Origin of the sequence: Streptomyces lacrimifluminis, assembly GCF_014646095.1 — a bacterium.
GTDB classification, from domain to species: Bacteria; Actinomycetota; Actinomycetes; order Streptomycetales; family Streptomycetaceae; genus Streptomyces; species Streptomyces lacrimifluminis.
Map to the genome: position 1 here is coordinate 452,733 of NZ_BMMU01000003.1, position 25,250 is coordinate 477,982.

The window sequence follows — 25,250 nt, forward strand, 5'->3', positions numbered from 1 at the left end:
GCGATTCCGGTAAACGCCGGATTGCGCCGCGGCGTTGCCACGGAAATCGTTGCGACATCTTCGAGGAGGCCATTCGTTGAGCGTGATCCTGTTCCGCAGGCCGGCACGCCGCAAAGGTCCGGAATTGCCGTCGGGAGAGCTGAGTCTTCAGGAGCCGCCGACACTTCCCGAAGTCGTGCCGGACAGTTCCGCGGTGTGGACGTACCTGCCGATGGCGCTCATGTCCGTCTCCATGATGCTGATGTTCATGCGGCCCGGTATGACCCGGTCCAGCGGTGGATTCATCTACATCGCGCTCGGCATGATGGTGATCGCCTCGGCGGCGATGATGGTCGGCCAGGTCATGAAGCGCAACAGCGAGCGCAAGCAGCGGATGAAGGGCGAACGCCGCGACTACCTGCGCTATCTGCGCCAGACGCGGCGCAAGGTGCGGGCCACCGTCGTCGAGCAGCAGCGCGCCCTGGCCTGGCGTCATCCCGAGCCCGACGCGCTGTCCTCCTTCGTGCGCACCACCCGGCTGTGGGAACGCCGGGCGTCCGACGAGGACTTCGCGGAGGTCCGGATGGGCGTCGGTGACCAGCGCATCGGCATGAAGCTGACCCCGTTGTCGACCAAACCCGTCGAGGACCTCGAACCGCTGTCCGCGCACGCCCTGCGCAGCTTCACCCGGGCCTATTCGACCGTGCGCGACCAGCCCATCGCGATCTATCTGCGGGCCTGGTCGAAGGTGCTCTTCCGCGGCGACGAGGAACGGATACGGGGTCTGGTGCGTGGCCTGCTGGGCCAGTTGGCGGTCTTCCACTCCCCGGACGACCTGTGGATCGCGCTGTGTGTGTCGGACGAGCGGCGGGCCGAGTGGGAGTGGGCGAAATGGCTCCCGCACAGCCTGCACCGGCACGAGGAGGACGGCGCCGGGCCGGTCCGGATGATCACCTCGGCCTTCAACGAGCTGGAGGGGCTGCTCGGTGCGGAGTTCCTCGAGCGCCCCGGCGCCGACCCCGAGGCCGTGCCGGGGCGCGAGGAGCCGTACACGGTCATCGTGATCGACGGCTGCACCGTTCCCGCGGGCCATCGCCTGGACGGCCACGGGTTCCGCAACGCGGTGGTGCTCGACCTCACGGGAGCCCTGGCCTGGAAGCCGGGCCGTACCACCCTGCGCCTGGAGGTGGACGAGGAGAGTGTCGCGCTGGTGCGCACGGACCGTGACCGCAAGGAGCAGTCGACGGCGCTCGGCAGGCCCGACCGGTTCGGCCCGGTGAGCGCGCAGGCACTCGCCCGGCTGCTCGCGCCCTACCGGATGACGGTCGGCGGCGGCGACTCCAAGTCGTTCTCCAACGACGTCGAACTGACCGCCCTGTTGAACATTCCCGATCTGCACCGGCACGAGCCGGCCACGCTGTGGGAGCGGCACACCGGTGCGGCCCGCCTCCGGGTCCCCATCGCGGTCAGCGGCGAGGGCAGGCCCGTGGAGCTGGACATCAAGGAGTCCGCGCAGGGCGGGACGGGCCCGCACGGCATGCTCATCGGGGCCACCGGCTCCGGCAAGAGCGAACTGTTGCGCACCCTGGTGCTGAGCCTGGCGCTGACCAACTCCTCCGAGACGCTGAACTTCATCCTCGTCGACTTCAAGGGTGGCGCGACCTTTCTCGGCCTCGACGAGCTGCCGCACACCTCCGCGGTCATCACCAACCTCGCCGACGAGGTGTCGCTGGTCGCCCGTATGCAGGACGCCCTGCACGGCGAACTGATACGCCGTCAGGAGCTGTTGCGCGCCGCCGGGAACTACACCTCCGCCCTGGAGTACGAGAAGGCGCGGGCTTCCGGGGTGCCGTTGCAACCGCTGCCCAGCCTGTTCGTCGTGGTCGACGAGTTCAGCGAACTGCTGTCCGCGCACCGGGACTTCATGGAGCTGTTCGTGATGATCGGACGGCTCGGGCGGTCCCTCGGGGTGCATCTGCTGCTTGCCTCGCAGCGGCTGGACGAGGGGCGCATGCACCAGTTGGAGAGCCATCTGTCGTACCGGATCGGTCTGCGGACCTTCTCCGCGATGGAGAGCCGCGGTGTGCTGGGCGTGCCGGACGCCTACGAGCTGCCCGCTCAGCCGGGCGCCGGCTTCCTCAAGAGCGGCGTCGACGCGCTGACCCGCTTCCGTGCCGCGTACGTGTCGGGCCCGTACGAACGCCGGCACGCCGTCGTCCAGGCGCAGGTGGCGCGTCAGGTGGTGCCGTGGACGGCGGAATGGGTGGTGCCGCGTACCCTCGCGGACCCCGATCTGGCGGGCGAGGGCGGCGAGGAGGAAGAGGAACCGGAGGCGGAGGGCCCCGACGCGGAGAGCGGCGAGACGCTGCTGTCGGTGGCGCTCGACCGGCTGCGGCACGCGGGACCGCCCGCCCACCAGGTCTGGCTGCCGCCGCTCGGCAGCCCGGCCACCCTGGACCAGATCCTGCCCCCGCTGACCCCGGATCCGCGGTACGGCCTGACCACGGCCGACTGGCCGCTGCGGGGCCGGCTCACCGTACCGGTGGGCGTCGTGGACCGGCCGTTCGACCAGCTCCGGGATCTGCTGACGGTCGACCTCTCGGCGGCCGGGGGCCATGTGGCCATCGCCGGTGGCCCGCAGAGCGGTAAGAGCACCTTGCTGAGGACCCTCATCACCGCGCTCGCCCTCACCCACACTCCGCGTGAAGTGCAGTTCTACTGCCTGGACTTCGGCGGTGGCACGCTCGCCGCCCTGGACGAGCTGCCGCACATGAGCGGGGTGGCGGCCCGGGTGGACGCCGAGCGCGTGGGCCGGGTGATCGCCGAGGTCAGTACGCTGCTCAGCAAGCGGGAGCGGTTCTTCCTGGAACACGGCGTCGACTCCATGCCCACGTACCGCAAGCGGCGCGCGGCGGGCGAGTTCCCCGACGAGCCGCACGGTGACGTCTTCCTGGTGGTCGACGGCTGGTCCACCGTGCGCCAGGACTTCGACCGGCACATCCCCACCTTCAACGCGCTCGCGGCCCGCGGGCTCAACTACGGCGTCCACCTGGTGATCACCACCGCCCGCTGGGTGGAACTGTCGTCCTCCGTGCGTGACCAGACGGGCACCCGGCTGGAGCTGCGGATGGGCGATCCGATGGACTCCCAGATCGACTCCCGCAAGGCGGGGGCGGTTCCGCGCAGCCCTGGACGTGGCCTGACCAGCGACAAGCTGCACTATCTGTCGGCGCTGCCGCGCGTGGACGGGGTCGAGGACGCCGACGACCTCGCGGACGGTGTCGCCGGTCTCGTCGCCGCGATCGGGGAGAACTGGGCGGGGCCGCCGGCGCCCCGGGTGCGAATGCTGCCGGCCGGCCTGCCCGTGACCGATCTTCCGGAGCCGGAGGGCGACCTCGGTCTGCGGATCGCCATCGGCCTGGACGAGAACGAACTCGCCCCCGTGTGGCACGACTTCGCCGAGAACCCGCACATGATCGTGGTGGGCGACACGGAGTGCGGCAAGACCAACCTGCTGAAGGTGATCGCCAGGGGCATCACCGAGCGGTACACCCCGGCCGAGGCCCGCATCATGACGGTGGACTACCGGCGAGAGCTGGTGGAGAGCGTCCCCGAGCGCTACCGGCTCGGCAACGCCGTGTCCCTGGACATGCTGAAGGACCTCGTGGACGGGGCGGCCAGGGCGGTCCGGGGGCGGGTTCCGGGCGAGGACATCGCGCCGTCGCGGATGCGGCTGTGCGACTGGTGGCAGGGGCCGCGGCTGTTCATCCTGGTCGACGACTACGACATGGTCGGCAGCGGGCCCATGGCCCAGCCGTTCGCCCCACTGCTCGACCATCTCGCGCTCGGCCACGAGGTCGGCCTGCACCTGATCGTGGCCCGCTCCTCGGCAGGCGCCGGGCGCGGTCTCAACGAGTCCTTGATGCGCAGGCTCCAGGAGGTCAACACGCCGGGCCTGCTGATGTCCTGCCCGCCGAGCGAGGGGTACCTCTTCGGCAGCGTGAAGGGCCGCGAGCTGATCCCCGGCCGGGCGATACGCATCGCCCGCCGCAAAACCCTCCAGATCCAGACCCCCCACCTGGAGGCCACCCCCTGATGCCCCGCCCCTCCCAGCCACCGCACACGCCCGAATCCAGTGCCCGGCCGGGCACCTGGCAGGGGGCGGGAGTTCGCGCTGCCGTCGGCGCCCATCCGACCGCCGGCGAGGGCGGGCCAGCCGGAGCCACCGCCCCCGCACACCCAGCCGCCACACCCGGGACGGAAGTCCGCGCCACCACCGGCACACACCCGACCAGCGAGACCAGGACAGCCAAGACCAACGCCCCCGCGCGCCCAACTGCCGCGCCCGGGGCGGCAGCCCGCGCCACCGCCCACCCCGCCACCACCGGGATCGAAGCAGAAACCCGCGCTTCCGGCCGAGCCGCCACCACGACCGGAGCAGCAGCCCCCGCCGCCGCACACCCGGACGGCGCCAGGGCCGAGGCCCGAGCCGGTGTCTCCGGGGGCCGTTTCGACGCCCCCGGGTCCTCGCCGGGCCCGGGGACGGCCCGGGGCAGACGGCGGTCGCGGGCCTCCAGGATCGGCCGGTACGGGTACGACAGTCGCGGCCCCGACGCGGCCGAGGCCGGTGGCGGGGAGCCGACGCGGGCCCGTCGGCTCCCCGCCACCGGCGGCCCGCTACGGCTGACGGCCCGGCGGCAGCCAGTTCCTGGCGCGGCCACGGGGCAGTACCGCGGCCAGGGCCGCGACCGACAGGATCACCGCGAGTCCGGCACCCGCGATGGCCAGGGCCCGGTTCCGAGGCCCGACGTCGGCGGGGTCCGGGAAGTGTGCGGGGGCCGGCCGTACGGCGGCCACCTCGCCCTTTTCCGGTACGACCGACAGCGCGGCGTAGGGGTCGAGCCGAGGCGTGTCGGACGGGTAGCTGGTCGCGAGGAGTCGCGCGGAGACCTCCGCGGCGCTCATCCCGGGGTGGTATGCCCGGACGAGTGCCGCCGCCCCCGCGGTACCGGCCGCGGCCAGCGAGGCGCCGGAGCCTATGTAGTGGCCGGAGCCCTTCGGCCCGACGCTGACCATGGAGCTGCCGGGCGCGGACAGGTCCGGCTCGTGGGCGGGCGGAGCTTTCTGCTGCCGGACGCCGTTCGGCCCGAAGTCCACGACGGCCAGGACGCCGGGCGCGGCGGCCGGCCAGTACGGCCCTTCCGGCATCTCACCGTCCGGCCCGAGTTCCTCCTTGGGCACGGCGTCCGGGGCCGCGGGGGCGACCACGAGTGCGTCCTGCCGCGCCGCGTAGGCCGCGGCGGCGGTGAGCTCCGCCTTTCCGGTGTCCAGGGCGTGACCGACGTAGATGACCTGCGCGCCCCGGTCCGCCGCCGTACGGATTCCGAGGGCGACGCGCTGCACCGAGGGCACCCCGCGGTCATCGGTCCCCCGCAGGGCGAGGATCTCGGCCTCCGGGGCCACGCCGGTGATACCACTGCCCGTCTCCGGGGCGGCCGCGATGAGACCGGCGGCGAAGGTGCCGTGCCCCACGCAGTCCTCGTCGGCCCCGCCGAGGGCCGTCACCCGCCCGGACAGGCTGGGCACGCCGGAGGAGACCCCGGTGTCGACGACCGCGACCGTCACCCCGGCGCCCCGGGAGATCCGCTGGGCCCGCGACAGCCCGAGCGTGATCTGGGACCACGCCGCGGCGGTGGCGGTCTCCTCCGAGGCCCCGGTGCACGGACTGTCCGCACCGAGCCGCAGCGGCAGGGGCGGCAGCAGCGTGACGCCCGGGCCGTCGGCCGCCTCCGCGACTGCGGGCACGCAGGTGAGCGGCAGGATCACGGCGGCAGCCAGCACGGGACGCACATACCTGTATTTCATGATGTTTCACATCATACCCCTGTTATGCGCATGACATACTCGAATTGCGCACAGGGCAGGGCAGAGGCCCGGAAAAACGAGGAGGTTCGAGGCGCGTGGCTCGGCAAATACTCACGGTCTGCCCGGAACGGACGGACACCTTCCAGACGATCGGTGAGGCACTGGCCCAGGCGCGCACGGGGGCGGTGATCCGGGTACGCCCCGGGCGCTACGCCGAGAACCTCGTGATCAGGAACCGGGTCACGATCGTCGCCGAGGGCGAGCGGGGAGCCGTCGAGATCTCCCCCCGCTCCGGCACCGCCGTCAGCCTGATGGCCGACGCCGTCATGCTCAGCGGTCTGACCCTGCGCGGACGGGACAAGGAACTGGCGGTCGTGGACGTACCGGCCGGCCAGGCCGCCCTCGACGGATGCTCCGTGACCGGCTCGGGGTGGACGGCCGTACTGGTCCGCGGCTCGGGTTCGCTGGCCGCCCGCGACTGCGAGGTCAGCAACCCCGGCGGCGCCGGGATCGTCGACTCCTCGGACGCCGAGAGTGTCATCGAGGACTGCGTGTTCCAGAACTTCGGCACCTCCGCGGTGGTCATCGGCGAGACCGCCCGTCCCCTGATCCGCGACTGCCGGATCCGCGGCGCGCGGGCCAACGGCGTCCTCGCCAGCGGTGAGGCCAGGGGCACCGTGGAGGGCTGCGACATCTCCGGCACCGACAAGCCCGCCATCGCCCTGGAGGGCCACAGCTCGACCCGGGTCGTACGGTCCACCGTCCACCACACCTCGGTGGGCCTGCTCGTGACCAGCGTCTCCCGCCCGGAGATCGAGGACACCACGTTCGAGTCCATCACCCAGAGCGCCATCGTCATCTCCGGCGGGGCCGACCCGCTGCTGCGCCGCTGCGTCACCCGGCGCACCAAGCACAGCGGACTGCTCGTCCTCGACCGCTCACGCGGAACGCTGGAGAACTGCGAGTTCCACAGCTCCGCCCAGCCCGCCGTCCGGGTCGTCGAGGGCAGTGCCCCGCTGCTGCGGGACACGGTGGTCAGCGACTGCGCCGACGCCTCGGGGGCGGTGGTCCTGGCGGACGACTCCACCGCCGAGTTCGAACGTCTCGACGTGCTCGACGCGGCCGGGGTCGGCGTCTCCGTCCGCTCCTCCGCCAACCCGCTGCTGCGCCGCGCCCGGATCACGGGGGCGGGCGGCCACGGCATCGAGTTCGGCGACGACGGCCGCGGGCGCCTGGAGCACTGCGAGATCGAGTCCGCGGGCGGCTGCGCGATGAGCATCGACGACGACGCCGACCCGGAGGTCAGCGACACGGTGATGCGGTTCTCCGCCCGCTCGGGCGTACTCGTCGGCGAGCACGGCCGGGGCACCCTGCGGGACTGCGAGATCAGCGACAGCGCCGACGCGGGTGTGAGCGTCCGGGACGGCGCGGAGACCACGCTGGAACGGGTCCGGGTGAGCGGTTCGAAGGCCCACGGGATCCAGGTGTCGCGCGGCGGCCGGGCCACGCTCACCGCCTGCGAGGTCACCGGCAGCACGGGCGACGGGATCCGGGTCGACAGCGACGAGCCCGTCTCCGTCACCCGGTGCGTGGTGCGCGGCAACCGGGGGGCGGGGCTGCGGCAGGGCGGCCCCGGCGACCGGCTCTCGGTCGACTTCCTGACCAGCGCGGACAACGGCACACCGGACAGCTGGGGCGAGACGGCCGAGAGTGAGACAGGGGCATCCGGCCGGTCGTCCGGGAAGGAGCCCGAGCCGGAGGGTCCGCTGGCCGCGCTGGAGTCGCTCGTCGGTCTGGCCAACGTCAAGCACCAGGTGAACACCCTGGTCAACCTCAACCAACTGGCGGAACGCCGGCGCCGGCTCGGCATGCCGGTGCCCTCGATGAGCCGGCATCTCATCTTCGCCGGCCCTCCCGGCACCGGAAAGACCACCGTCGCCCGGCTGTACGGGAGCATCCTGGCGGACCTGGGCGTGCTGCGCAGCGGGCATCTGGTCGAGGTCGCCCGGGCCGACCTGGTGGCCCAGATCATCGGCGGTACAGCCATCAAGACCACCGAGGCCTTCACCAGCGCGCTGGGCGGCGTGCTCTTCATCGACGAGGCCTACACCCTCACCCCCGAAGGCGGATCGTCCAACGACTTCGGCCGCGAGGCCGTCGACACCCTCCTGAAACTGATGGAGGACCACCGCGACGACGTGGTCGTGGTCGCGGCCGGATACTCCGAGCAGATGGAGTCGTTCCTGTCCGCCAACCCGGGTCTCGCCTCCCGGTTCACCCGCACCATCGAGTTCGGCAACTACGCGGTGGACGAACTCGTCACCATCACCGAGAGCATGTGCGCCCACAACCAGTACGAACTCGGGCCGCTGACCCGGGAGGCGCTGGCCGTCCGCTTCGAGGGGATGACCCGTGACGCCTCCTTCGGCAACGGCCGGGCCGCCCGCGGGGTCTTCGAGGAGATGGTGGACCGGCAGGCGTTCCGGCTCGCGGCCATGCCCGACCCGGCCGAGAGCGATCTGACCCTGCTGCTGCCGCAGGACGTGGGGGACGCGGCGGCGGCCGCCGTCGACGGAACGCCCCAGCGGTCGGACGACGTGTCCGACCCCATGGACGAACTCACGGCCATGGTGGGTCTCGGGGCGGTGAAACGCGAGGTCTCCGACCTGGTCAACCTGCTGTCCAACGCCCGGCAGCGGCTGGCGGCGGGGCTGCCCTCACCCAGGATCAGCAACCATCTGGTCTTCACCGGTCCGCCCGGCACCGGAAAGACCACGGTGGCCCGGCTCTACGCCAGACTCCTGCACTCCCTGGGAGTGCTGCCCCGCGCCTCCCTGGTGGAGGTGGCCCGGGCCGACCTCGTGGGCCAGTACATCGGGCACACCGCGCAGCGCACCAAGGAGGTCTTCACCAGCGCGCTGGGCGGCGTGCTCTTCATCGACGAGGCATACACCCTCACCCCCGAGGGATCCTCCAACGACTTCGGCCGCGAGGCCGTCGACACCCTCCTGAAACTGATGGAGGACCACCGCGACGAGATCGTGGTCATCGTCGCCGGATACACCGAGGAGATGGAGCGCTTCCTCGCCTCCAACCCGGGACTGACCTCCCGGTTCTCCAAGTACGTGCAGTTCGAGGACTACAGCACGGAGGAACTGGTCACCATCGTCTCCCGGCACGCCGCCACGTCCGGTTACGAGTGCGGCACCGACACCCTCGCGGCGCTGCGCGCCCATGTGGACGCGATTCCCCGGGACCGCTCGTTCGGCAACGCCCGGCTCGCCCGCCAGTTGCTGGAGTCCATGATGACGAGTCAGGCCCGTCGGCTGGGCGGGGTCCTGACGCCCAGTCTCGACGACCTCACGACGCTGCTCCCCGAGGATCTGGCGCCCGAGAGCCGTCCCGCAGGGCACCGGACCACCCGGTGAGACGGCACCGAGCCACCCCGTGAAGCGGAAAGCGCCCGCCGGATGACCGATCCGGCGGGCGCTCGCGTCTCTCAGACAGGCGTCACACGGTGAACCGCACGGCTTCGAGCCAGAAGCCCTTGTCCAGGGTGCCGCCGAAGATGTAGTTGTTCTTGGTCTCGGGGGTGTCGCACGCCTTGCCCTGCCATCCACGGTCACGGAGGTGCACGGTCTGGCAGATCGTGCCCTTGGCCCCGTTCACGCTGATGGCGAAACCGGCCATGTTCGGGGCCGAGTCCGAGGCCGTCCCGATGGTCAGATTGACGCCGACGGCCACGCCCCTCCACTTCGTCCCGGCCCATCCGGTGCCCTGGATGTACGGAGTGGCGTCCACGCGCTTGGTACCGGTCACAGCGATGTTGAGGGCCTTGATGGGCCGGTTCTGGCCCTCCGTGCCCGCCGTGGCGCCGTCGCACTGCGTGCCCTGCCAGCCCATGCCCGCCACGTAGGCCCGGTAGCAGACGTGTTTGCCCGGGTTGCGGTCGGCCAGTTGCAGAACCGCGTACGCCGCGGTGCCGACCGCGGGCCCGGCCGGCTGACGCTGTGTCGAGCCGGAGTTGGTGGTCGTCGTCGTGCCGGACGTCTTCTGCGTCGACTTCTTCGGTGCCGACGTCTTCGGTGTCTTCGGTGTCTTCGGTGCGCTGACGACCGGGGCCTCGGGCAGGGCCGGCACCACACCGGCCGCGGCGTCGTCCGTGCCCGCCCCGGCGACGGTCTTCGTCTTCTCGCTCGCCTTCTCGCTCGCTTTCCCGCCCGGCGTCGCGGAGGCATTCCCGCTCGCGTCCGACGGGGGTGAGGCCGGGGCGTACTCGCCCTGCGGCGCGCCCTGTTGGTCGTCCCCGAGGACGGCGTCCGTCGCGGACACCGCGGCCTTGTCCTTCTTCTCGTCGGAGCCGCCCGTGAGCAGGATCAGCAGCGGCACCACGAGCAGGATCGAGCCCGCGATGGCCGCGGCGGCGAGCAGCGGCTTCTTCGGATTTCCGGACGGCGGTTCACCGTCCCCGCGCGCGGCCGCCTCGCCGGACGCCCCGAACCCGCCGGCCCCCGCCGCGGCCGACGCCACCTGGGTACGCCCACGTCCCACCGCTTCCGGCTGTGCGGCCGGTGCGGCGGCCGGTGCGGCGGCCGGTGCGGCGGCCGGTGCGGGGCTCGCTTCCGCTTCCCCCGCCGCGGTCGTCCCGCTCGTGGTGACGGGCGCCCCGATGCCCGCCGCTCCCCCCGAGGCGGTGTCCGGTCGCGACGGGGACGCCTCCCCGCTTCCGCTCTGCCCGCTCTCGCCCCGGGCCGCACCGGCGGCCGGTGGCACGGCGGGCGCCAGCGCCTGCCGCGGATCGGCCCGCGCTGACCCGAGCGCGAACGCCCTGCGCACGGACGTCCCGCCGGCGGCGGCCGGAGGTTCCGTACTCCCGGCAGCGGGAGAACCCCCCGACGACTCGTCCGGGGAGGATCGGTTCTGACGAATTGCCATCATTGTCCTTTGGCGTCGTAGGTGAACTGCGATACGGTCCCGCGGCTGCCGGGGAGTGGTCCCGGAGCATCCGCCGGGCTATCCGCCATGGCCCACGGGTCCTGTGCAGCGATCCGGCCAGTGCCGCTCCTCGGCCACGGGAAGGTCCTTGGCGATCGCCTCTTCGAGGTGGGCGAGCGCCTTGAGGTCCGCCTGGCCGAACTCCCGCGCGCCGTCCAGGTGTTCCTGGGCGGTCGCGTTGCCGGCCAGCTCACGCAGCAGCACCACGGGGACTCCCCCGGGCACCGTGCGTACCCCCAGCACCCGGAAAGCGGTCCCCGGCACGAAGACGATCTCGTCGAACGCCTCCGGGGATCCGGCCGAGCGGTCGAGCAGTTGACGCGCCTTGCGCCCGGTGGAGGACCAGATCGCGTAGCGCACGCCGGCCCCGGCGGGAAGCGCCGAGGGCCTGGCCAGAGCGCTCAGCGGCCCCGGCTCCTCCAGGAGGGCACCGACCGCCGGCTCGGGCCCGGTCGCGTCCCCTCCGCGCAACGCCACACCCCGGTAGGACGGCAGGCGCCGCAGTGCGGACGCCAGGCACCCGGCGTAGGGCAGCAGGCGCCCCTCCCCCGTGCGGATGTCGCGGATCAGCTCGCGATGGTGCAACGGCCCTTCCTCGGTGGTGAGATAGGCGTGCGCGGCGACGAGGTCGATCCTCGCCGCCTCCAGTTCCTGGCCGCGCAGTGCGGGCATCCGCGTGAGCACGCGGGAGACGGCGGCGGCATGCCGCTCCCAGACGGCTGCGGCGAGGTCACGGAACGCCGCCTGCTCGGCCGCTCCGCTGACGTGTCCCGGGCCGAACGGAAGACGCACGGCTCGCGTCGCGGACGACCGGGCCGGCTCCGGAGCCGGCACGTGAGGTGCCGGGCCGGGCTTCGCCGGCTCTCCGCCTCCTGCACGACGGGACGCCTCACCGGGCACCCCACTGGCGGACGGGCGTGCCGACGCACCGGCCGACGCTTCGTCGCCGGTCACCGGATCTCGCGACGGGGGGCCCGCGATCGATGTATCGCCAAGGACGCTCGCCGACGTGCCCGTGCCCGCACCGCCCGCCGACTCGCGCTCAGGCGCCTCGGCCTCCCCCGAACCACCGGGTGACGGACCGTCGGGCGAGGGGGCGGACACGTACGCCGGTGCCTCCGCGACGGGACGGCGGCCGGGCGGCGTACGTCCGGCGGGGGCCGGAAGTGACCCCGGTTCCCGTGCGACGGGCCGAACCGCCACCGAGGTACTCCCGGTCCCGGCCGTGGTGCCCAGCGGCCCGGACGAGGACACGTGCCGCACGGGAGGTGTCACCCGTCCCAAAACCGCCCTGTGCTCGCCCGATGCCGTGGCGGACCTCGTGACGGCGCTCTCCTCTGCGTTCTCCTCGGCTGGCTCCTCCCGCGCGGCGGGCGGCGAGACCTCCGTGGCCCTGCCGGTGGGGGGCGGCACGGGCGGGCGCGGCCCCGCACCGGCTCCGGGGCTCGCGAGCGCCGGGCCGCCGACGGTGACATAGCGGATGCCCAGTACCCCGTGTTCGGCCGCCAGCCTGCGCAGTCGGCCCTCCTCGGTGGTGAGCCTGCCGCGCACCAGCAGCGTCGTCCTCGCCCGGGCCCCGGCATCGAGGCCGCCCAGGAGCAGGTCGAGCGCGGGCCACAGCGAGGCGTCCAGCGGCTGTCCCGGCACCCCCAGTTCGATGGCACAGGTGTCCGGGTCCACGGCCGGCCCCGCGAGCGAAGGGCGGGGACCGTCCCGTTCCCACAGGGCGAGTCCGGCCCGCGTCACCGTGGCCTGCCAGCGGTCTGTCAGCCGTACGGTGCCTGGTTCCGTGCCCGCGGCGAGCCGGTCGGGCAGGTGGCTCTCGACCAGACGGGGGGCTGGAGTTCGCCCCAGCGCGTCGGCGGGCCCGCAGGCCACGGAGGACACGAAGGGCTGCCAGCTCGGTGTCCCGTCGGTGCCCACCAGGGTCGGCCGCGGGGTTGCTCCGGGCGGCGCGTGGTCGGGGAGCAGGGGCAGGCCCGTGAGCACTTCCACCTCGCCGCCCAGCATGTCGGCGACCGACTGGCCGAGGCCCAGCAGGTCACGGCGGCCCCCGGGGGCGAGCCGGACCCGGGACCGCTGCGCCACCGGCAGCGCCGCGAGCACGGCGGCCACCTCGTCGGCCGCGACGTTCTCCGCCCGGAGAGCACCGACCAGCACGGCGGGATGCTCGGAGTCGACGGGCACCGCGAAGCACAGATCGTCGGGGTGGGGTCCGGGGGCATCGGCCGGACGCATCAGCACGCCCGCCGGTATCTGGTCCACCACACAGCCGCCCGGCGTGTGCGAGGGCACCCGGCCCAGCGCCTCCTGCCACCCGGGGGCGGGGGCACGCGGGCCCAGTCTGCGGGGTGCCTCACCGGGCGCGAAGTGCCACCATCCGCACCCGGGCCGGGAGTCTCCGTACACGAAGAGCACACCGCCGGGGGTGACCAGGACCGTTCCGTCCGGAGCGGTCACCTCCAGTCCCCAGGCGTCGGCGATCCTGCGGGCCACGCAGGGCTGGCCCGGCCGGTCGTCGCCGGCCCCGGACATCACGAGCCGGATCCGGGTGATGTCCTTCGCGCGAAGGGAGTCGAGCAGAGCCCCCAGCCGGGACCAGTGGCCGGCGTCGGGCCCGCCGGCGTCGGCGGAGCCGACCATCACCGTGACGACGTCCTCGTCGACGCTGACGGCACGGGCCACCTCGGCCAGGGTGGCCATCGGGAAGGAGTCGTCCTCCACCGAGCGCACGAGGAGCACGCCGTCGATGTCCTCGACGGGCGGGGTACCGCCGGTCCCCCGGTGTACGACTCCGCCCGGATCTCCGACCGGGTGCCGGGGGCCGCCCGGCGCGGCGGGAGGCCCGCCGCCCCGGCGGGAGAAGAGGGACGGCCAGCGGCTCACGCGTCCGCCCCCCGTGCCGCGCCGTCGTCCGCCGCGGTCACCGCGTCGCGTACGGAGTCGAGTTCCAGGGTCATGCTGACCGGGCCGGAGGGGTTGAGGTAGAGCGCGTGCCCCTCGGGAACCCGCGGCACGAGGTCGTCGACCCTGACCAGTTCGAAGGCGAAACGGCCGACGGTGTGCAGAAACACCGGCGAGGTGAAGAGCGGGACGACCGGGGTTCCGTCCGGGGTCGCGGCGCTCAGCGGGTCGCCGCCGGGTCCGGTGAGAACGGCCACCTCACGGCCGAGCAGCGCCTGTGTCACCGCCTCGCCGGGGCCGTAGCCGGTCGCGGCGAGCTGGATGGCCCGGTCCACCTCGTCCTCCGGTTCGGGCCAGCCGCGCGCACCGGGGGACGGCCGGTAGTCAGGGTTGTCCTGCCACTCCTCGATCTCGCCGTCCAGCCCCGACCGCCATCGGCCGGCCAGCGCCCACTCGGGGGGATCCCCTTCGCCGGACCACATCGGATCGACCATCCCCAGCCAGTGGTCCGGGGCGAGCCTGCCGGCCTCGCGGATCTCGTCGGGAACCGGCGGCAGTTCTACGCCCGCGCCCTCGGCGCCCTGCTGGGTCATCGCTTTCCTCACTCGGTGGATACGTGGCTGGTCGATCACATGAGGCCCCGGGCCCGAGCGGCGAACGGAATCCGGTGGGAGAACGGCCGGGAGATGCCGCATGGCGATCTCACGTGGCCGTTTCCACCACGCAGGCGTCCCTCGCCCGGTTCGTGCCGTCCTGGCCGTCGGACCAGAGGAGGCGGCGTGCGGTCGTCGCGTCCGTGACGACACCGGTGAGGAGCCCGCTCCTGAGGGCGGTGCGGATGGCCTCGGCGCTCCGCGGGCCGCCCGAGACGGCGATCAGCTCCGGAATACCGCGGAGCTGGGCGGCGCTCACCGCGATCGTGCGCGCGTTCACCGCCGTGGGAATCACGTTGCCGGCCGCGTCAAGGACATGGCCGCACACCTCGGCGCACGCCCCGAGCTCCCCGTACGTCGCGCGCTCCCGCTCCGTCAGGGCGTCGTACAGCGGCGAGGCCGCGGCTTCCCACGCGCCGATGCCGACGACCGCCTTGGTGACCCCGCCGAAACGGTTCAGCGTCTCGGCGATGGCCGGCTGGCTCCTGAGGATCGAGGCCGTCGGCGCGTCCGGCAGGAGGAACGGCGCGTAGAGGGGAAAGGCCTGGCCGCCGCCGGCCGCGGCGGTACGGCGGACCGCGGTCACCGCGGCGTTGTGCGCCAGGTCCGGTCCGTGTACTCCGGTCAGCTGGACCACCTCGCAGGAAGGCAGCCGGGTGACCGCCTCCCCGAGCGCCTCGGCCGCACGGCTTCCGTCCAGGCCCAGGACGTCCGTCTCCTCGGCGATCTCCGAGACGAGCTGCGCGGCCGCCGTTCCGAGCCAGCGGCCGGCCTGGCGCGTGTCCCCCGGGGCCGGCGCGGCGGCTTCCCCGCGGGTCAGGTTGACGACGACGGCGTGCCGCAGTCCGAAGCGCTCGGCCAGGGCCCGCGAGAGCGAGGCGTCGATCTCGGCCGGGACGGTGATGTCGATCCGTACGATGTTGTGGGCGACAGCGGCGTCGAGGAGACGGGCGACCCTGAACCGGCTGATGTCGAATTCCCTGGCGATCTCCACCTTCGACTGGTTCTCGAGGTAGAAGCGTCTGGCCACGGAGGCGGCGAGGAGCTTGTCGACCGGCGCGGCGGAAGCCTGGGCCTCCGCGTACTCGTCCTCGCCGCTGTCGTTCCGCTGCGCTCGCATCAGCCGGTCCCGATCGGGGCGGCGGTCCGGCCCGCCCCCTGGGGACAGAGGGTCTCCGTCCGGGAAACACGCCGTCCGGCACGCATGCCCGGCGCACTGTCCGCTGTCAACACGTCGCTCCTTCGTCACGGTCTCACGTCACCGTGGGAAAACTCCGGCCCCGCAGGCATCGGTTCGTCGCCACCGCGCCCCTGAGTGCCGGAGGCAGCGATGGCTCCGTACAGCGGATGGCCGCGCCCCGGCGTGGATGTAGGAGGCCGGGCACGGGCCGAGCGGTTCTCGACCGGGCACGGCGCAGGCCGGCATGCCCGGAAACCGTCACTGCCGGACCTGGGTCACAGCATAGGAACCATCCGTGGACCATGACCGCTCCGGCGGGCACCACTGCCCGCGAGGACAGTGGATCCTGCCCGACCGCCCACACACACGTGCAAGGTGCTGTACCGGAAGGCAAGGAACGGACCGCGCCGTTTCCCGCCGTGCGCCGTCACGTCAGAATCGACGGACGGTGCGGATGTGACAACGCGGCACCTCATCCGTCGTACCGGAACGCGGCCCGAGGTCCGCACCGGAATCCGCACCGAGAGGATCTGCCCGTGGCACGGCGGCAAAGGGAACAGGCCGACATCGAGGTGATGAAGGCGTCCCTCCTGCGCTTCGAGAACGCGTTGGGCAGGACCAGACGGGTGACCACCAGCATGAGAGAACAGGCGAACACGCTCGGGGGCGGCTGGACAGGTGCCGCCGCCGGGGACTTCACCGCTGCCCTCAACGCCTGGCTGGACGACTGCGCCACCGTCCAGAGGCAGTTGGAGATCGTCACCGAGAGCATCAGAAAGAGCACCGGCGAACACATGCGGGCGCGCACCGGCCCCGTCGAGCCGGTGGAAGGGAAGGAGACAGGATGACCCCGTGCCGGGCGAGCCTGGAGGAGATGGCGTTCGTCGCCGGAGAGATGACCGCCATCACCCGGCAGTTGGCCGGGGCACTCCTGTACCTGGACGACGACGCCAGGCAGCATTTCGACGGCTGGACGGACGACGCGAACGAGGCCTACGCATGCGCCAAGGCCAGGTGGGACGCCGCGGCGGCGGCCATGCGGCAGCAGGCGGCGCGGGCCTCCCAGTCGCTCGGGCCGATCACCGAGTACCACCTCAGCGGTGAGAAGTACGGTGTCAGCTTCGAGGAGGCCTGACGGGCCACGGGGCGAGGCCGATCGGCTGTTCCCGGATCGACGAGATCCGCCGCACCGCCAAGTGCTGGGGGGTGTCGGCATCGTGGCCGACACGACCCGGGCCTCGGTCGGTGCCGGTGACCTCAGCGGTGAACCGGCTGAACCGCCTGCGGAGATGACCCCGCGTGTTCCGGCCCGAGTGGCGGATCCCCTGCCGTGCCTGCCGGTTCACCGTCCGCGCGGCCCGTCACAGCCGTACAGGACAGCCGTCAGTCCCCGCTGTCTCCGCGCGGCCCGCTGTCCGGCACCAGGCCCTGCCGGGCAAGGCTGCCGTCCAGCCAGGCCGCGGCCAGTTCCACGCGGGAGCGGCAGCCGGTCCGCTGGAACAGCCGTGTCAGCCGCTGTTCCACGGTCTTCTCGCTGCACGCCAGCCGGGCGGCGATCTGCCGGTTGGTGGAGCCGTCGCTCACCATGGCGATCACGCGCACGTCCGGCTCGCTGAGCCCTTCCCTGGCCGTACGACGCCTGGGGAGCGACACGTTCCGCCGCCGCGCCGCCGCGCCGAGCAGGCTGCGCACGGGCGGCCCCATGTCCAGGGCGTGCGCGCTCCGCGTCGCCTCGGCCAGCCACCGCAGGGGGTCGTCGCCGACGTCCGTCAGGCACTGGCAGCAGTCCACGCTCAAGGGGAGGTCGACCCGCTGCCGCACCAATCGGTACGCGGCCAGCGCGCTCTCCGCGTCGCCGTGCACCATCCCGCGCCCCACGAGCACCGCCTCGTACGTCATGGGCGAGGCAGCCTCCTCGTGCAGTGTCTCCAAGTACTCCAGAGTCTCCCGCGGCGCCTCTCGGTCGTTCCCCCGCACCGTGATCGACAGGATCCGCAGCACCACCCTGTCGACACCCGCGAGCAGTCCGTTCTCCCGAGCCCGCCGCACGTCGCGCCATGCCTGGGCCAAGGCCTCGTCCGAGTCTCCCGACCAGTACCGGATCCCCAGCCGCACCCGGGCCACCAGCGGATGGCCGACGGAGTCGGGGATCAGGTCCAGCCACTCGCGGGCGCGGCCGTACTCCCCGCGCATCAGCTGGATCTCGGCTGCCAGCGCCCGGGCCAGGTGTCCGACACCGGCCGCGCCGTCGGACCGGCCCCGCGTCTCGATCCGGCGGGCACACGACAGGGCGCTGTCCCACCGCCCCGTCAGATAGTCGCGCACCAGGGCGTGGTACCGCACGGCCGTGCTCTCTCCCAGTCCGACGTACCGCTCACCGAGCACGGCCTGGAGAGCGCCCGCCAGATCCCCGTACGCGGCGGCGTTCCGCAGCCTGTCCAGGTCCGCTTCGCCGGGAGGGTTCCGCGCCATCCGCTGCCGGGCACGCGCGAACTCGCCACCGCTGCCCACAGCGGCGGCCAGCAGCCGTACTTCCCCGGGTGACGGGACCGGCCCGGAGCCGCACGCGTCGTCAGCCGGCCCGGACCGGAACGTCATCGGGGTGACCGGGCCGATCCCGTACGCTCCGCCGAGCGCCGCCAGCCCGGCGGCAGCAGGCATCTGTTCGAGCGCCGCACGGTAGCGGGGATCGGCGTCGTCACCGTACGGGGACCGGTGTTCGTGGAGCGCGGACAGGGTCCACGCCCGGGTGACCCATTCCAGAGCGCCCCTGTCCTCGCCGTGCGGGCCGTCGAGGCAGGCGAGCAGCGGCTCCCCGAGGGCGAGTACACCGAGGTGGTCGGGGTGCCGCAGGCTCAGGGTGGCGGACTCGCGCAGCGCGCCGGGTGTTCCGGTGTCGTGCGGCGGCAGCCGCCGCGACGCCGGGTGGTCACCGTGGACGGCCCGGGGCAGGCCGGGCTCGGCACCGCCTTGGAAGGCGGGCGGCGGCAGCGCGAGAGCGCCGTCCGGTGCCGGGCCCGCCGCTGCCCCGTGGCCGTCCGGCCACGCCCGCCCAACGCCCGGCCGATCGGCCGGTGTTCCGGTGATCGTGGCGTACGGCGGCCACGGGCCCCCGGGATCGGGCAGCGTCCGCAGCGCCGCCGCGAGCGCCGGAACGGCGAACGCTGTCCGGCCGTCCGGGTCGACGGTCACGACCCGGTCCCTGACCAGGCCGTCCACCCTACGACCGACGGCTTCGACCGGCCCGTCCGACGACTTCGCGTCACCCGGGTCGAGCAACCCGTCCGACGCCTGCACGCCACCCGGATCCAACCACCCGCCCGACAACCGCACACCACCTGGATCGAGCGACCCGTCCGACGCCCGAACGCCACCCGGATCGAGCGACCCGCCCGACAGCCGCACGCCACGCAGTTCGTCGAGCCGAAGCCCGCCCTGGCCTGCCAGTCGGGCGAGGGTGACCGCCGTCGCGACCGTGTCGGCATCCGGTGGCGCGTCCGGCCAGCCGAGCCGGCCCAGCTCCGCGACGTCCGCCGTGAGCCGCAACCCGCCCTCCGGCACGGCCAGGCAGACCTGGCCGTCGAGTTCGAGCAGGCCGCCGCACTCCTTCAGCGAGGCGACAACCGACAGCACGGCCCCCGGGCTCCCCGCCAGCGGGCCCAGCGCTCGCGACACCGCCGTCACCAGGTCGGGTTCGACGGGGCGGCCCAGCCGCCGCACGACGAGCGCGCCGACGTCGGCCGGCGACAGCGGCCGCAGTTCGAGCACCCGGTCCGCCGCCGCGAGCAGCTGCGCTCCGGTGATCTGCCCCGGGCTCATCGGCCGGCCGGCCATCACCACCGGCACTCCAGCGGGGCGGAACACGCGCAGCAGCAGCCCCAGGGCCGAGGCCGTCCGCGCCGGCATCCGCTGGGCGTTGTCGAGGACCAGGGCGAAGGGGACGTGATGGGCGGCGTCCGCCAGTACCTCCCCCAGGGTCGACAGCAGGGCCACCTCGGCGCCCGGGCCGGCGGTTCGCAGTTGCACCCGGCGTACGGCGGTGACGCGCACCGGGAGCCGGCCGTCGTGGATCTTTGCGAGTACTCCGCAGACGGCGTCCGCGAGGGCGTCCGCGCCCGCCGGGCCCTCGGCGGCCTCCCAGCCGAGCCGCAGGACCTTGGCGCCCTTCTGGACCACCGTCCGGCGCGCCTGCTCCACCACGGCGGTCTTGCCGGTTCCGGCCCCACCGGTGACGAGTACGGTCCGCGCCTCGGCACCGGTCGTACGCAACGCCTCGGCCACGTCCCCGACTTCGCCGTCCCTGGCGACAAGAGGCGAACGGTCCTGCTGCACGACGACTCCTCGTTGGCCCCGTTCTCCGCACTCCGAACCGGCCGCACGGACTGCGGAGTTCGGCCCGATGTCCCGGGCGGATCACCTGTTTTGCCGCCGGGTTCGCCATGATGGCAGGTGTGAGAACCGACCGGGCCGCCCGGTCGGACCGAGGCGAACGCCGCCCGGTACACGGGTCGTCGAAGGTTGTGGTGAGGACAGTGGCTGCCCGGACAGACGCCGAGTTGGTCCTGGGCGGCACGGCCGCGCGTTTCGACCGGACGGGCGCGCGCCTGTTCGGCCGGGAACGGGAGTCGGACGCGATCGACCGCGGCCTCCGCGATCCGGACGGGCCGCGTCTGGTCCTGGTCCGGGGCGAACGGGGCGTCGGGCGCAGCGCGTTCACACGTGCCGCCGCCGAGCGACTGCGCGCGGAAGGGATCACGGTCCTGGGGGTGGACTGCGTTCCCGGTGACGGCGAACGCCCGCTGCTCCTGGCGCTGCGCCTGGTCATGGCTCTGGAGGAGCACCGGTCCGGCGCGGCGAGGCGGCGGTCGGCGCGCCAGGCTGCCGTGGAGGCGCTGTCCGCCGTACAGCGGGGCGACCGCGCGGCGCTGGCCGAGGTGGTCGTCGGCGCTCTGACGCAGCCCACCCCCGCGACCGTGGTCGTCGAGGACGCCCAGCATGCCGACGCCGAATCCCTCGCCCTGCTCGGCGAGGCCGACCTCCGCCGGGTGCCGCCCGGCACCAGGCTGATGGTCACGGCGCTCCAGCACACCGGGCCGGACCGTACGGAGCCGTCTTCAGAGTCGGGCCGCGCCCTGGCACAGCTGGCTGGCAACCGCGCGGCACACACGATCGTGCTGCCGCGCCTCGGGCCCAAGGACGTCACCGCCGCGGTGGCAGAGCGGTTGCGGGCGACGCCCGATGCCGGCCTCGCACGGCGGGCCCACCGACTGAGCCACGGGATCCCCGGGGCACTCGACGCCCTGCTCGTCCAGTGGGCCGACCGGGACGAGATACGCGTGGTCGACAGGCAGGCCTTCCTGGCCCTCGGTGCGCCGGTACCGGTGCTGCCGGACGGTGACCGGTACGTCGAGGCGCTGCGGGCTCTGGGGGAGCCCTGCTGGACGGTGGCCGCGGCGCTGAGCATCCTGTGGCCGCTCGGCCGGCCGGCCGAGGAGTGGGTCGCGGCCTCGACCGAGCTGTCCGCCGAGGCCGTCCACGACGGCATCCGCACGCTGGTGGACGAGGGCGTCGTGGACGAACTGCCCGGGCAGGGCGGCGGCGCGGTGCGCGGCTGGACGTTCCGCGTACCGCTGATGGCACACGCCCTGCGGGAACGGCTGGGTCCGCTGGAGCGCGGTCGTCTGTCCGCCGCCGCGGTGGAAGCGCTGTGGGCGGGCGGGGCCCCGGAAGATCCACCCGGCCGACAGGACCTCCGGCCTCCGCCGGTGGCGGCGATCCTCGCCGAGGCGGACGCGAAGACCTATCTCCCGGACCGGATCGCCGACGCGGGCGTCCTGGTCGACCGCGAACGCGCGGTGACGGAACTGACGACTGCCGCGAGAGCGCTGTATCCCGACCACGAGCGCCGGGGGATGGTGCGGTGGCACCTGAGAGCCGTCCGCCTCATCGAGGAACCGATCGCGCGCGACCTCGCGATACTGCGGTGCGGCCAGGCCGCCTTCGGCTGCGGTGACTACCGGACGGCCCGGGCAGCGGCCGGGCGGATCGTGTTCGACCCGGCCGAGGGCCTCGACCCGCTGGCGCTCTACGAGGCCGCCACCCTCCTGGTGGCGTCGGCGGGCATCGAGAGGGACTGGCCGGCACTGGACCGGATGGGCACCGCGGCATGGTGGGACGGACTGCGCCTGCCCGCCATGGCCGCCGTGTCCGGCCGCGTCCAGGCCCTGTGGCAGTTGGAGAAGTGGCAGGAGGCACTGACCCTGCTGTCGCAGACCGAACCGGTGTGGCAGTCCACCCCTGACAGCCGGGCGTTGCTGGAGTTGTTCCTCAATGTCGCGGAGTTCGTGCTGGGCCGGCCGGATCGGCTCACGCGCGCACTGGCCCTGCCGGAGGTGCCGGGCCTGAGCCGGGACAAGGTGTTCGCGAGGAGCGTCGCGCAGCTCGACCTGCTGCTCGGCATCGGCGACCTGCGAGGGGCGACGTCCCTGCTGTCCGCCCGGGAGCTGACACCCGAGCTGCTGCCCGAGTCCAGCCGGTTCCTCCTGCATCACCTCCAGGGGCAGTGGGACGAGGCGCTCGCACTGGCCCGGCGGCTCATGGTCAACGGCGGGGTGCTGACCGCGGTACCCACGCACCATCTGCTCCCGGCCCGGACGGCGGCCGTCCTCCTCGCGCAGGGGCGCACCACCAGCGCGGACCGCCTGGTCAGCAGCGTGCGCGGGCGGGTGAGCGGACCGCTCGAACACTTCCTGGACCATGCCGCAGCCGAAGTGCGGCGGACCCTCGGCGATCTCGGCCGGGCCGAGGAGACACTGCGGCGCGGCCTTCGCGCGGCCCAGGAGCGTGGATCCGTCTACGGCACCGACGAGTTGTGGGCCTCTCTCGCCGAGGTGCACGTGGCAGCGGGACACACCGGTCGGGCGGCGGCCTGTCTGGAGCGCCTCGATCTGTTGGCCGAGCAGATGAACAGCGGACGGACACGGCTGCTGTACCTGCTGACGTCCGGCAGACTCCGGCCGGACTCCGCGGCTGCCGGCAAACACCTGGCCGAAGCGGTCGAGCTGGCCCGCTCACGCAGTCAGCCGTTCGAAACGGCGGTCACGCTCCTGGCCGCGGTGCGCGCGAACGCGGGCCCGGCGACGCTGCTGCGCGAGGCGTACGAACTGTTCGGCGAGACGGGTGCCGCGCTGTGGCGTTTCCACACCCGGTCCGCGATGCGCGAGGCAGGCGTTGTCGTACCCGGTCGCAAGCAGGCCACGGCGGAGAACGACCACCTGCTGGGCATCCTGCTGGCGGAGGGCCTCACCAACCGCCAGATCTCCCACGTACTGCGGCTCAGCGAGGACGCGGTCGCGAACCGTCTGTCCAGGCTGTTCGCACGCACCGGCATGCTCTCCCGCACCGAGGTCGTGTCAGCCGTGCTCACGGGCAGTCCGCTCACTCCGGACAGCCGCTGACCTCCCCACACGCCGGTCCGACCGCTCGTGCCAGATTCCCCTGTCATTAACGGACGAAGGGCCTCCGGGACCGAGCCGGGGCAACCTCACATGCCACGATCAGCTCCTGAACCACATGAACCACTTCGAGTTCCCGATTGGGGAGCCAGTGCCTCAGCAGGTACTCACAGACACTGTGCGCGTGGCGATCCACGCGTCCGACCCCATCATCCGCGCCGGGCTGGCCAGTTGCCTCCGGGACGACCGTCGCGTTGACGAGGTCCCGCCGGACAGGCTCCATGAGGCCCACGTCGTCGTGGTCGCCGTGGACAATGCCGACGTCTCCACTCTCGACCTGCTGCGCGGCCTGAGCGACAAGCCCGACGTGCGTTTCGCGCTGGTGGTGGGGAGGCAGTGGCAGACCGACATCGCGGCAGCGGTCGACCTCGGGGTCCGTGCCGTGCTCTGGCGGAACTCCTTCACCCCCGCGAACTTCATCCGCACCCTGCTCTCCCTCGCGGAGGGCGGTGGCAGCCTCCCGCCCACCCTCCAGGGCACTCTGATGCAACAGATCCAGTGGGTCCAACGGGAGGTCCTCGCCCCCCGAAGCCTGGCGGCATCGGGGATCGCCCCGCGCGAGGCGGACGTGCTGCGCCTGGTCGCCGAGGGCAAGGAGTTCGCGGAGATCGCGACGAAGCTCTCGTACTCCGAACGCACCGTCAAATACATCCTCCACGGCGTGATGAAGCGCATGCAGCTGCGCAACCGCGCCCACGCCGTCTCCTACGCCATACGCGCCGGCCTCATCTGACCCGCGGGCCCACCGCGCCCCGCAACCGCCGGATGCCCCGGCCTCGTCGTCGGCAGTGCGGTCGGCCGGGCGTCCAGGTTGTCCGTCACACAACGGTCCCGGACGCCCTGTCCGCGTTCCGGTACGCACCGTCTGCATGCGCGATGACTCGTCCGAGGCAGGGGCCGGGGGACGTCGTCGTACGATGCCCAGCGTGACGCCCGACGACGACGCTCCGCTGCTCGCGGACCTCATGCCGTGGTCCGTCGCACCGCCACGGCTTGGCCGGGGGTGGCCGGCGGCCCCCGACGCGGCATCCCTGAAGGCACGCTGGGACGCCCTGCTGAAGGCCGAAGGACCGGACCGCGAAACCCTGTTCGAGCCGACGCGCTCCCGCACCCCGCACTCGGCGGTCGGACAGCTGCCCGGCCGGGCCGGTGGCACGGAGAAGCTCACCCGTGCCACCGGCCCCTGTGCGGAGCCGGTACGGGTCCTTCGGGCGCCCTTCGACGAGCAGTGGCTGATCCCGGACCACCGGCTGATCGACGCGGCGCGTCCGGAGTTGTGGCGGGTGGCGGACGAACGGCAGGTGTTCGTCGTCGAGGCGGCGACCGCGCCGGCCGACTCCGGCGGGCCCCCGCTGCTCGCCTCGGGTCTGCTGCCGCTGGTCCGCCCGGGCCGGGTCCGCCCGCTCTACCGGCGGCCCGGCGGCGCCGAACCCAACCTGGCCCCGGGCCTGTTGGATCACCTCGCCGGCCGTCTCGGCCATCGCCCCGACCCGCTCGACGTCCTCGCCTGGACCCTGGCCGCCGTACGCCCGGGGCTCGCCGTCCCGCTCACCGCGGACCCCGAACTCTGGTCCCGGGGCGTCGAGTTGGGCTGCCGGGTGCTGTGGCTGATGCGACGGGACGGAGAGCGGCCCAAGCTGCCCGGCGGACGGCGCCCGTATGTGCGAGCGCCGCTGCCCTCCCGCCCGGTCACCGTCCACTACGACCGCGACGAGGAAACCCTCCGGGTCGACGACGACGGCCGGATCTCGCCGGTGCCGCCCGAGGCCTGGGACTTCGAGGTGGGCGGGGTACGGGTGCTTGAGCAGTGGCTGGCGGTGCGGGTGGGGGGTGCGGCCGAGCCCGGCACATTGGAGGCCATCCGGCCCACGACCTGGCCGCAGCCCTGGACCTCCGAGCTGCTGGAACTGATCACAGTACTGGCCCTGCTGGCGGAACTGCGCCCGCAGCAGGCCGAGTCGACGGTGACGGACCCGATCACGGCGACGGAGCTGCGGGAGTCCGGCGTACTCCCCGTTCCGGACACGGCACGTCGGCCGGCGTCGGTTCTGGACCACCACGAGGAGGGCCCGGAAGGCCAGTTCACGCTGCTCTGACCGACCCGGCAGGGGTGCGGGGCGTGACATCGCGCGACTCCGCCGCGTGGGCGCACTCAGCCAC

Annotated in this window: 13 protein-coding genes; 7 read left to right on the forward strand and 6 right to left on the reverse strand. The window is 73.2% G+C overall.

Annotated features, from left to right (window positions below; genetic code table 11):
* Positions 1-82: 82 nt before the first annotated feature.
* Complete coding sequence (gene eccCa / locus IEY89_RS07325; RefSeq protein ID WP_189146503.1) at positions 83-4,075, forward strand: type VII secretion protein EccCa; 3,993 nt, start codon at positions 83-85, stop codon at positions 4,073-4,075.
* A gap of 581 nt (positions 4,076-4,656) precedes the next feature.
* On the opposite strand, the gene IEY89_RS07330 is transcribed toward eccCa, so the two are convergent.
* On the reverse strand, positions 4,657-5,844 hold the full coding sequence (locus tag IEY89_RS07330; RefSeq protein ID WP_189146438.1) for a S8 family serine peptidase: 1,188 nt from the start codon (positions 5,842-5,844) through the stop codon (positions 4,657-4,659).
* A 95-nt stretch (positions 5,845-5,939) separates the two neighbouring features.
* Here IEY89_RS07330 and IEY89_RS07335 point away from each other — a divergent pair, with 95 nt between their 5' ends.
* Positions 5,940-9,272: a right-handed parallel beta-helix repeat-containing protein gene (locus IEY89_RS07335; protein WP_189146439.1), complete on the forward strand. Its 3,333-nt coding sequence runs from the start codon at positions 5,940-5,942 to the stop codon at positions 9,270-9,272.
* Positions 9,273-9,354: 82 nt separating this feature from the next.
* On the opposite strand, the gene IEY89_RS07340 is transcribed toward IEY89_RS07335, so the two are convergent.
* The 4 genes from IEY89_RS07340 to IEY89_RS07355 form a co-directional block, all read right to left on the reverse strand.
* Positions 9,355-10,680 (reverse strand): hypothetical protein, encoded by a 1,326-nt coding sequence (locus IEY89_RS07340; RefSeq protein WP_189146440.1) that lies wholly within the window; start codon positions 10,678-10,680, stop codon positions 9,355-9,357.
* 177 nt (positions 10,681-10,857) lie between these two features.
* On the reverse strand, positions 10,858-13,725 hold the full coding sequence (locus tag IEY89_RS07345; RefSeq protein WP_189146441.1) for a hypothetical protein: 2,868 nt from the start codon (positions 13,723-13,725) through the stop codon (positions 10,858-10,860).
* The gene (locus tag IEY89_RS07350) at positions 13,722-14,336 is read right to left on the reverse strand and encodes a type VII secretion system-associated protein (protein ID WP_189146442.1); all 615 of its coding nucleotides are present in this window, start codon (positions 14,334-14,336) and stop codon (positions 13,722-13,724) included. The genes IEY89_RS07345 and IEY89_RS07350 overlap by 4 nt, the downstream gene beginning before the upstream one ends.
* 109 nt (positions 14,337-14,445) lie before the next feature.
* Positions 14,446-15,516, reverse strand: coding sequence for a sugar-binding transcriptional regulator (locus IEY89_RS07355; protein WP_189146443.1), 1,071 nt, complete (start codon positions 15,514-15,516; stop codon positions 14,446-14,448).
* Positions 15,517-16,112: 596 nt separating this feature from the next.
* On the opposite strand from IEY89_RS07355, the gene IEY89_RS07360 reads away from it, so the two are divergent.
* Positions 16,113-16,424: a WXG100 family type VII secretion target gene (locus IEY89_RS07360; protein ID WP_189146444.1), complete on the forward strand. Its 312-nt coding sequence runs from the start codon at positions 16,113-16,115 to the stop codon at positions 16,422-16,424.
* Positions 16,421-16,711 (forward strand): WXG100 family type VII secretion target, encoded by a 291-nt coding sequence (locus IEY89_RS07365; RefSeq protein WP_189146445.1) that lies wholly within the window; start codon positions 16,421-16,423, stop codon positions 16,709-16,711. The genes IEY89_RS07360 and IEY89_RS07365 overlap by 4 nt, the downstream gene beginning before the upstream one ends.
* Before the next feature lie 248 nt (positions 16,712-16,959).
* Here the strand turns inward: IEY89_RS07365 and IEY89_RS07370 are convergent, their stop codons facing one another.
* A complete protein-coding gene (locus IEY89_RS07370; protein ID WP_189146446.1) occupies positions 16,960-19,908 on the reverse strand; it encodes a helix-turn-helix transcriptional regulator in 2,949 nt (982 codons plus the stop codon).
* A gap of 200 nt (positions 19,909-20,108) precedes the next feature.
* On the opposite strand from IEY89_RS07370, the gene IEY89_RS07375 reads away from it, so the two are divergent.
* From IEY89_RS07375 to IEY89_RS07385, 3 genes are all read left to right on the forward strand, one after another.
* A complete protein-coding gene (locus IEY89_RS07375; protein WP_229695078.1) occupies positions 20,109-23,033 on the forward strand; it encodes an AAA family ATPase in 2,925 nt (974 codons plus the stop codon).
* A gap of 181 nt (positions 23,034-23,214) precedes the next feature.
* Complete coding sequence (locus IEY89_RS07380; protein WP_229695079.1) at positions 23,215-23,823, forward strand: helix-turn-helix transcriptional regulator; 609 nt, start codon at positions 23,215-23,217, stop codon at positions 23,821-23,823.
* Positions 23,824-24,007: 184 nt separating this feature from the next.
* Entirely contained in the window at positions 24,008-25,186 is a 1,179-nt protein-coding gene (locus IEY89_RS07385; RefSeq protein ID WP_189146449.1) for a type ISP restriction/modification enzyme, read from the forward strand.
* Positions 25,187-25,250: the final 64 nt, after the last annotated feature.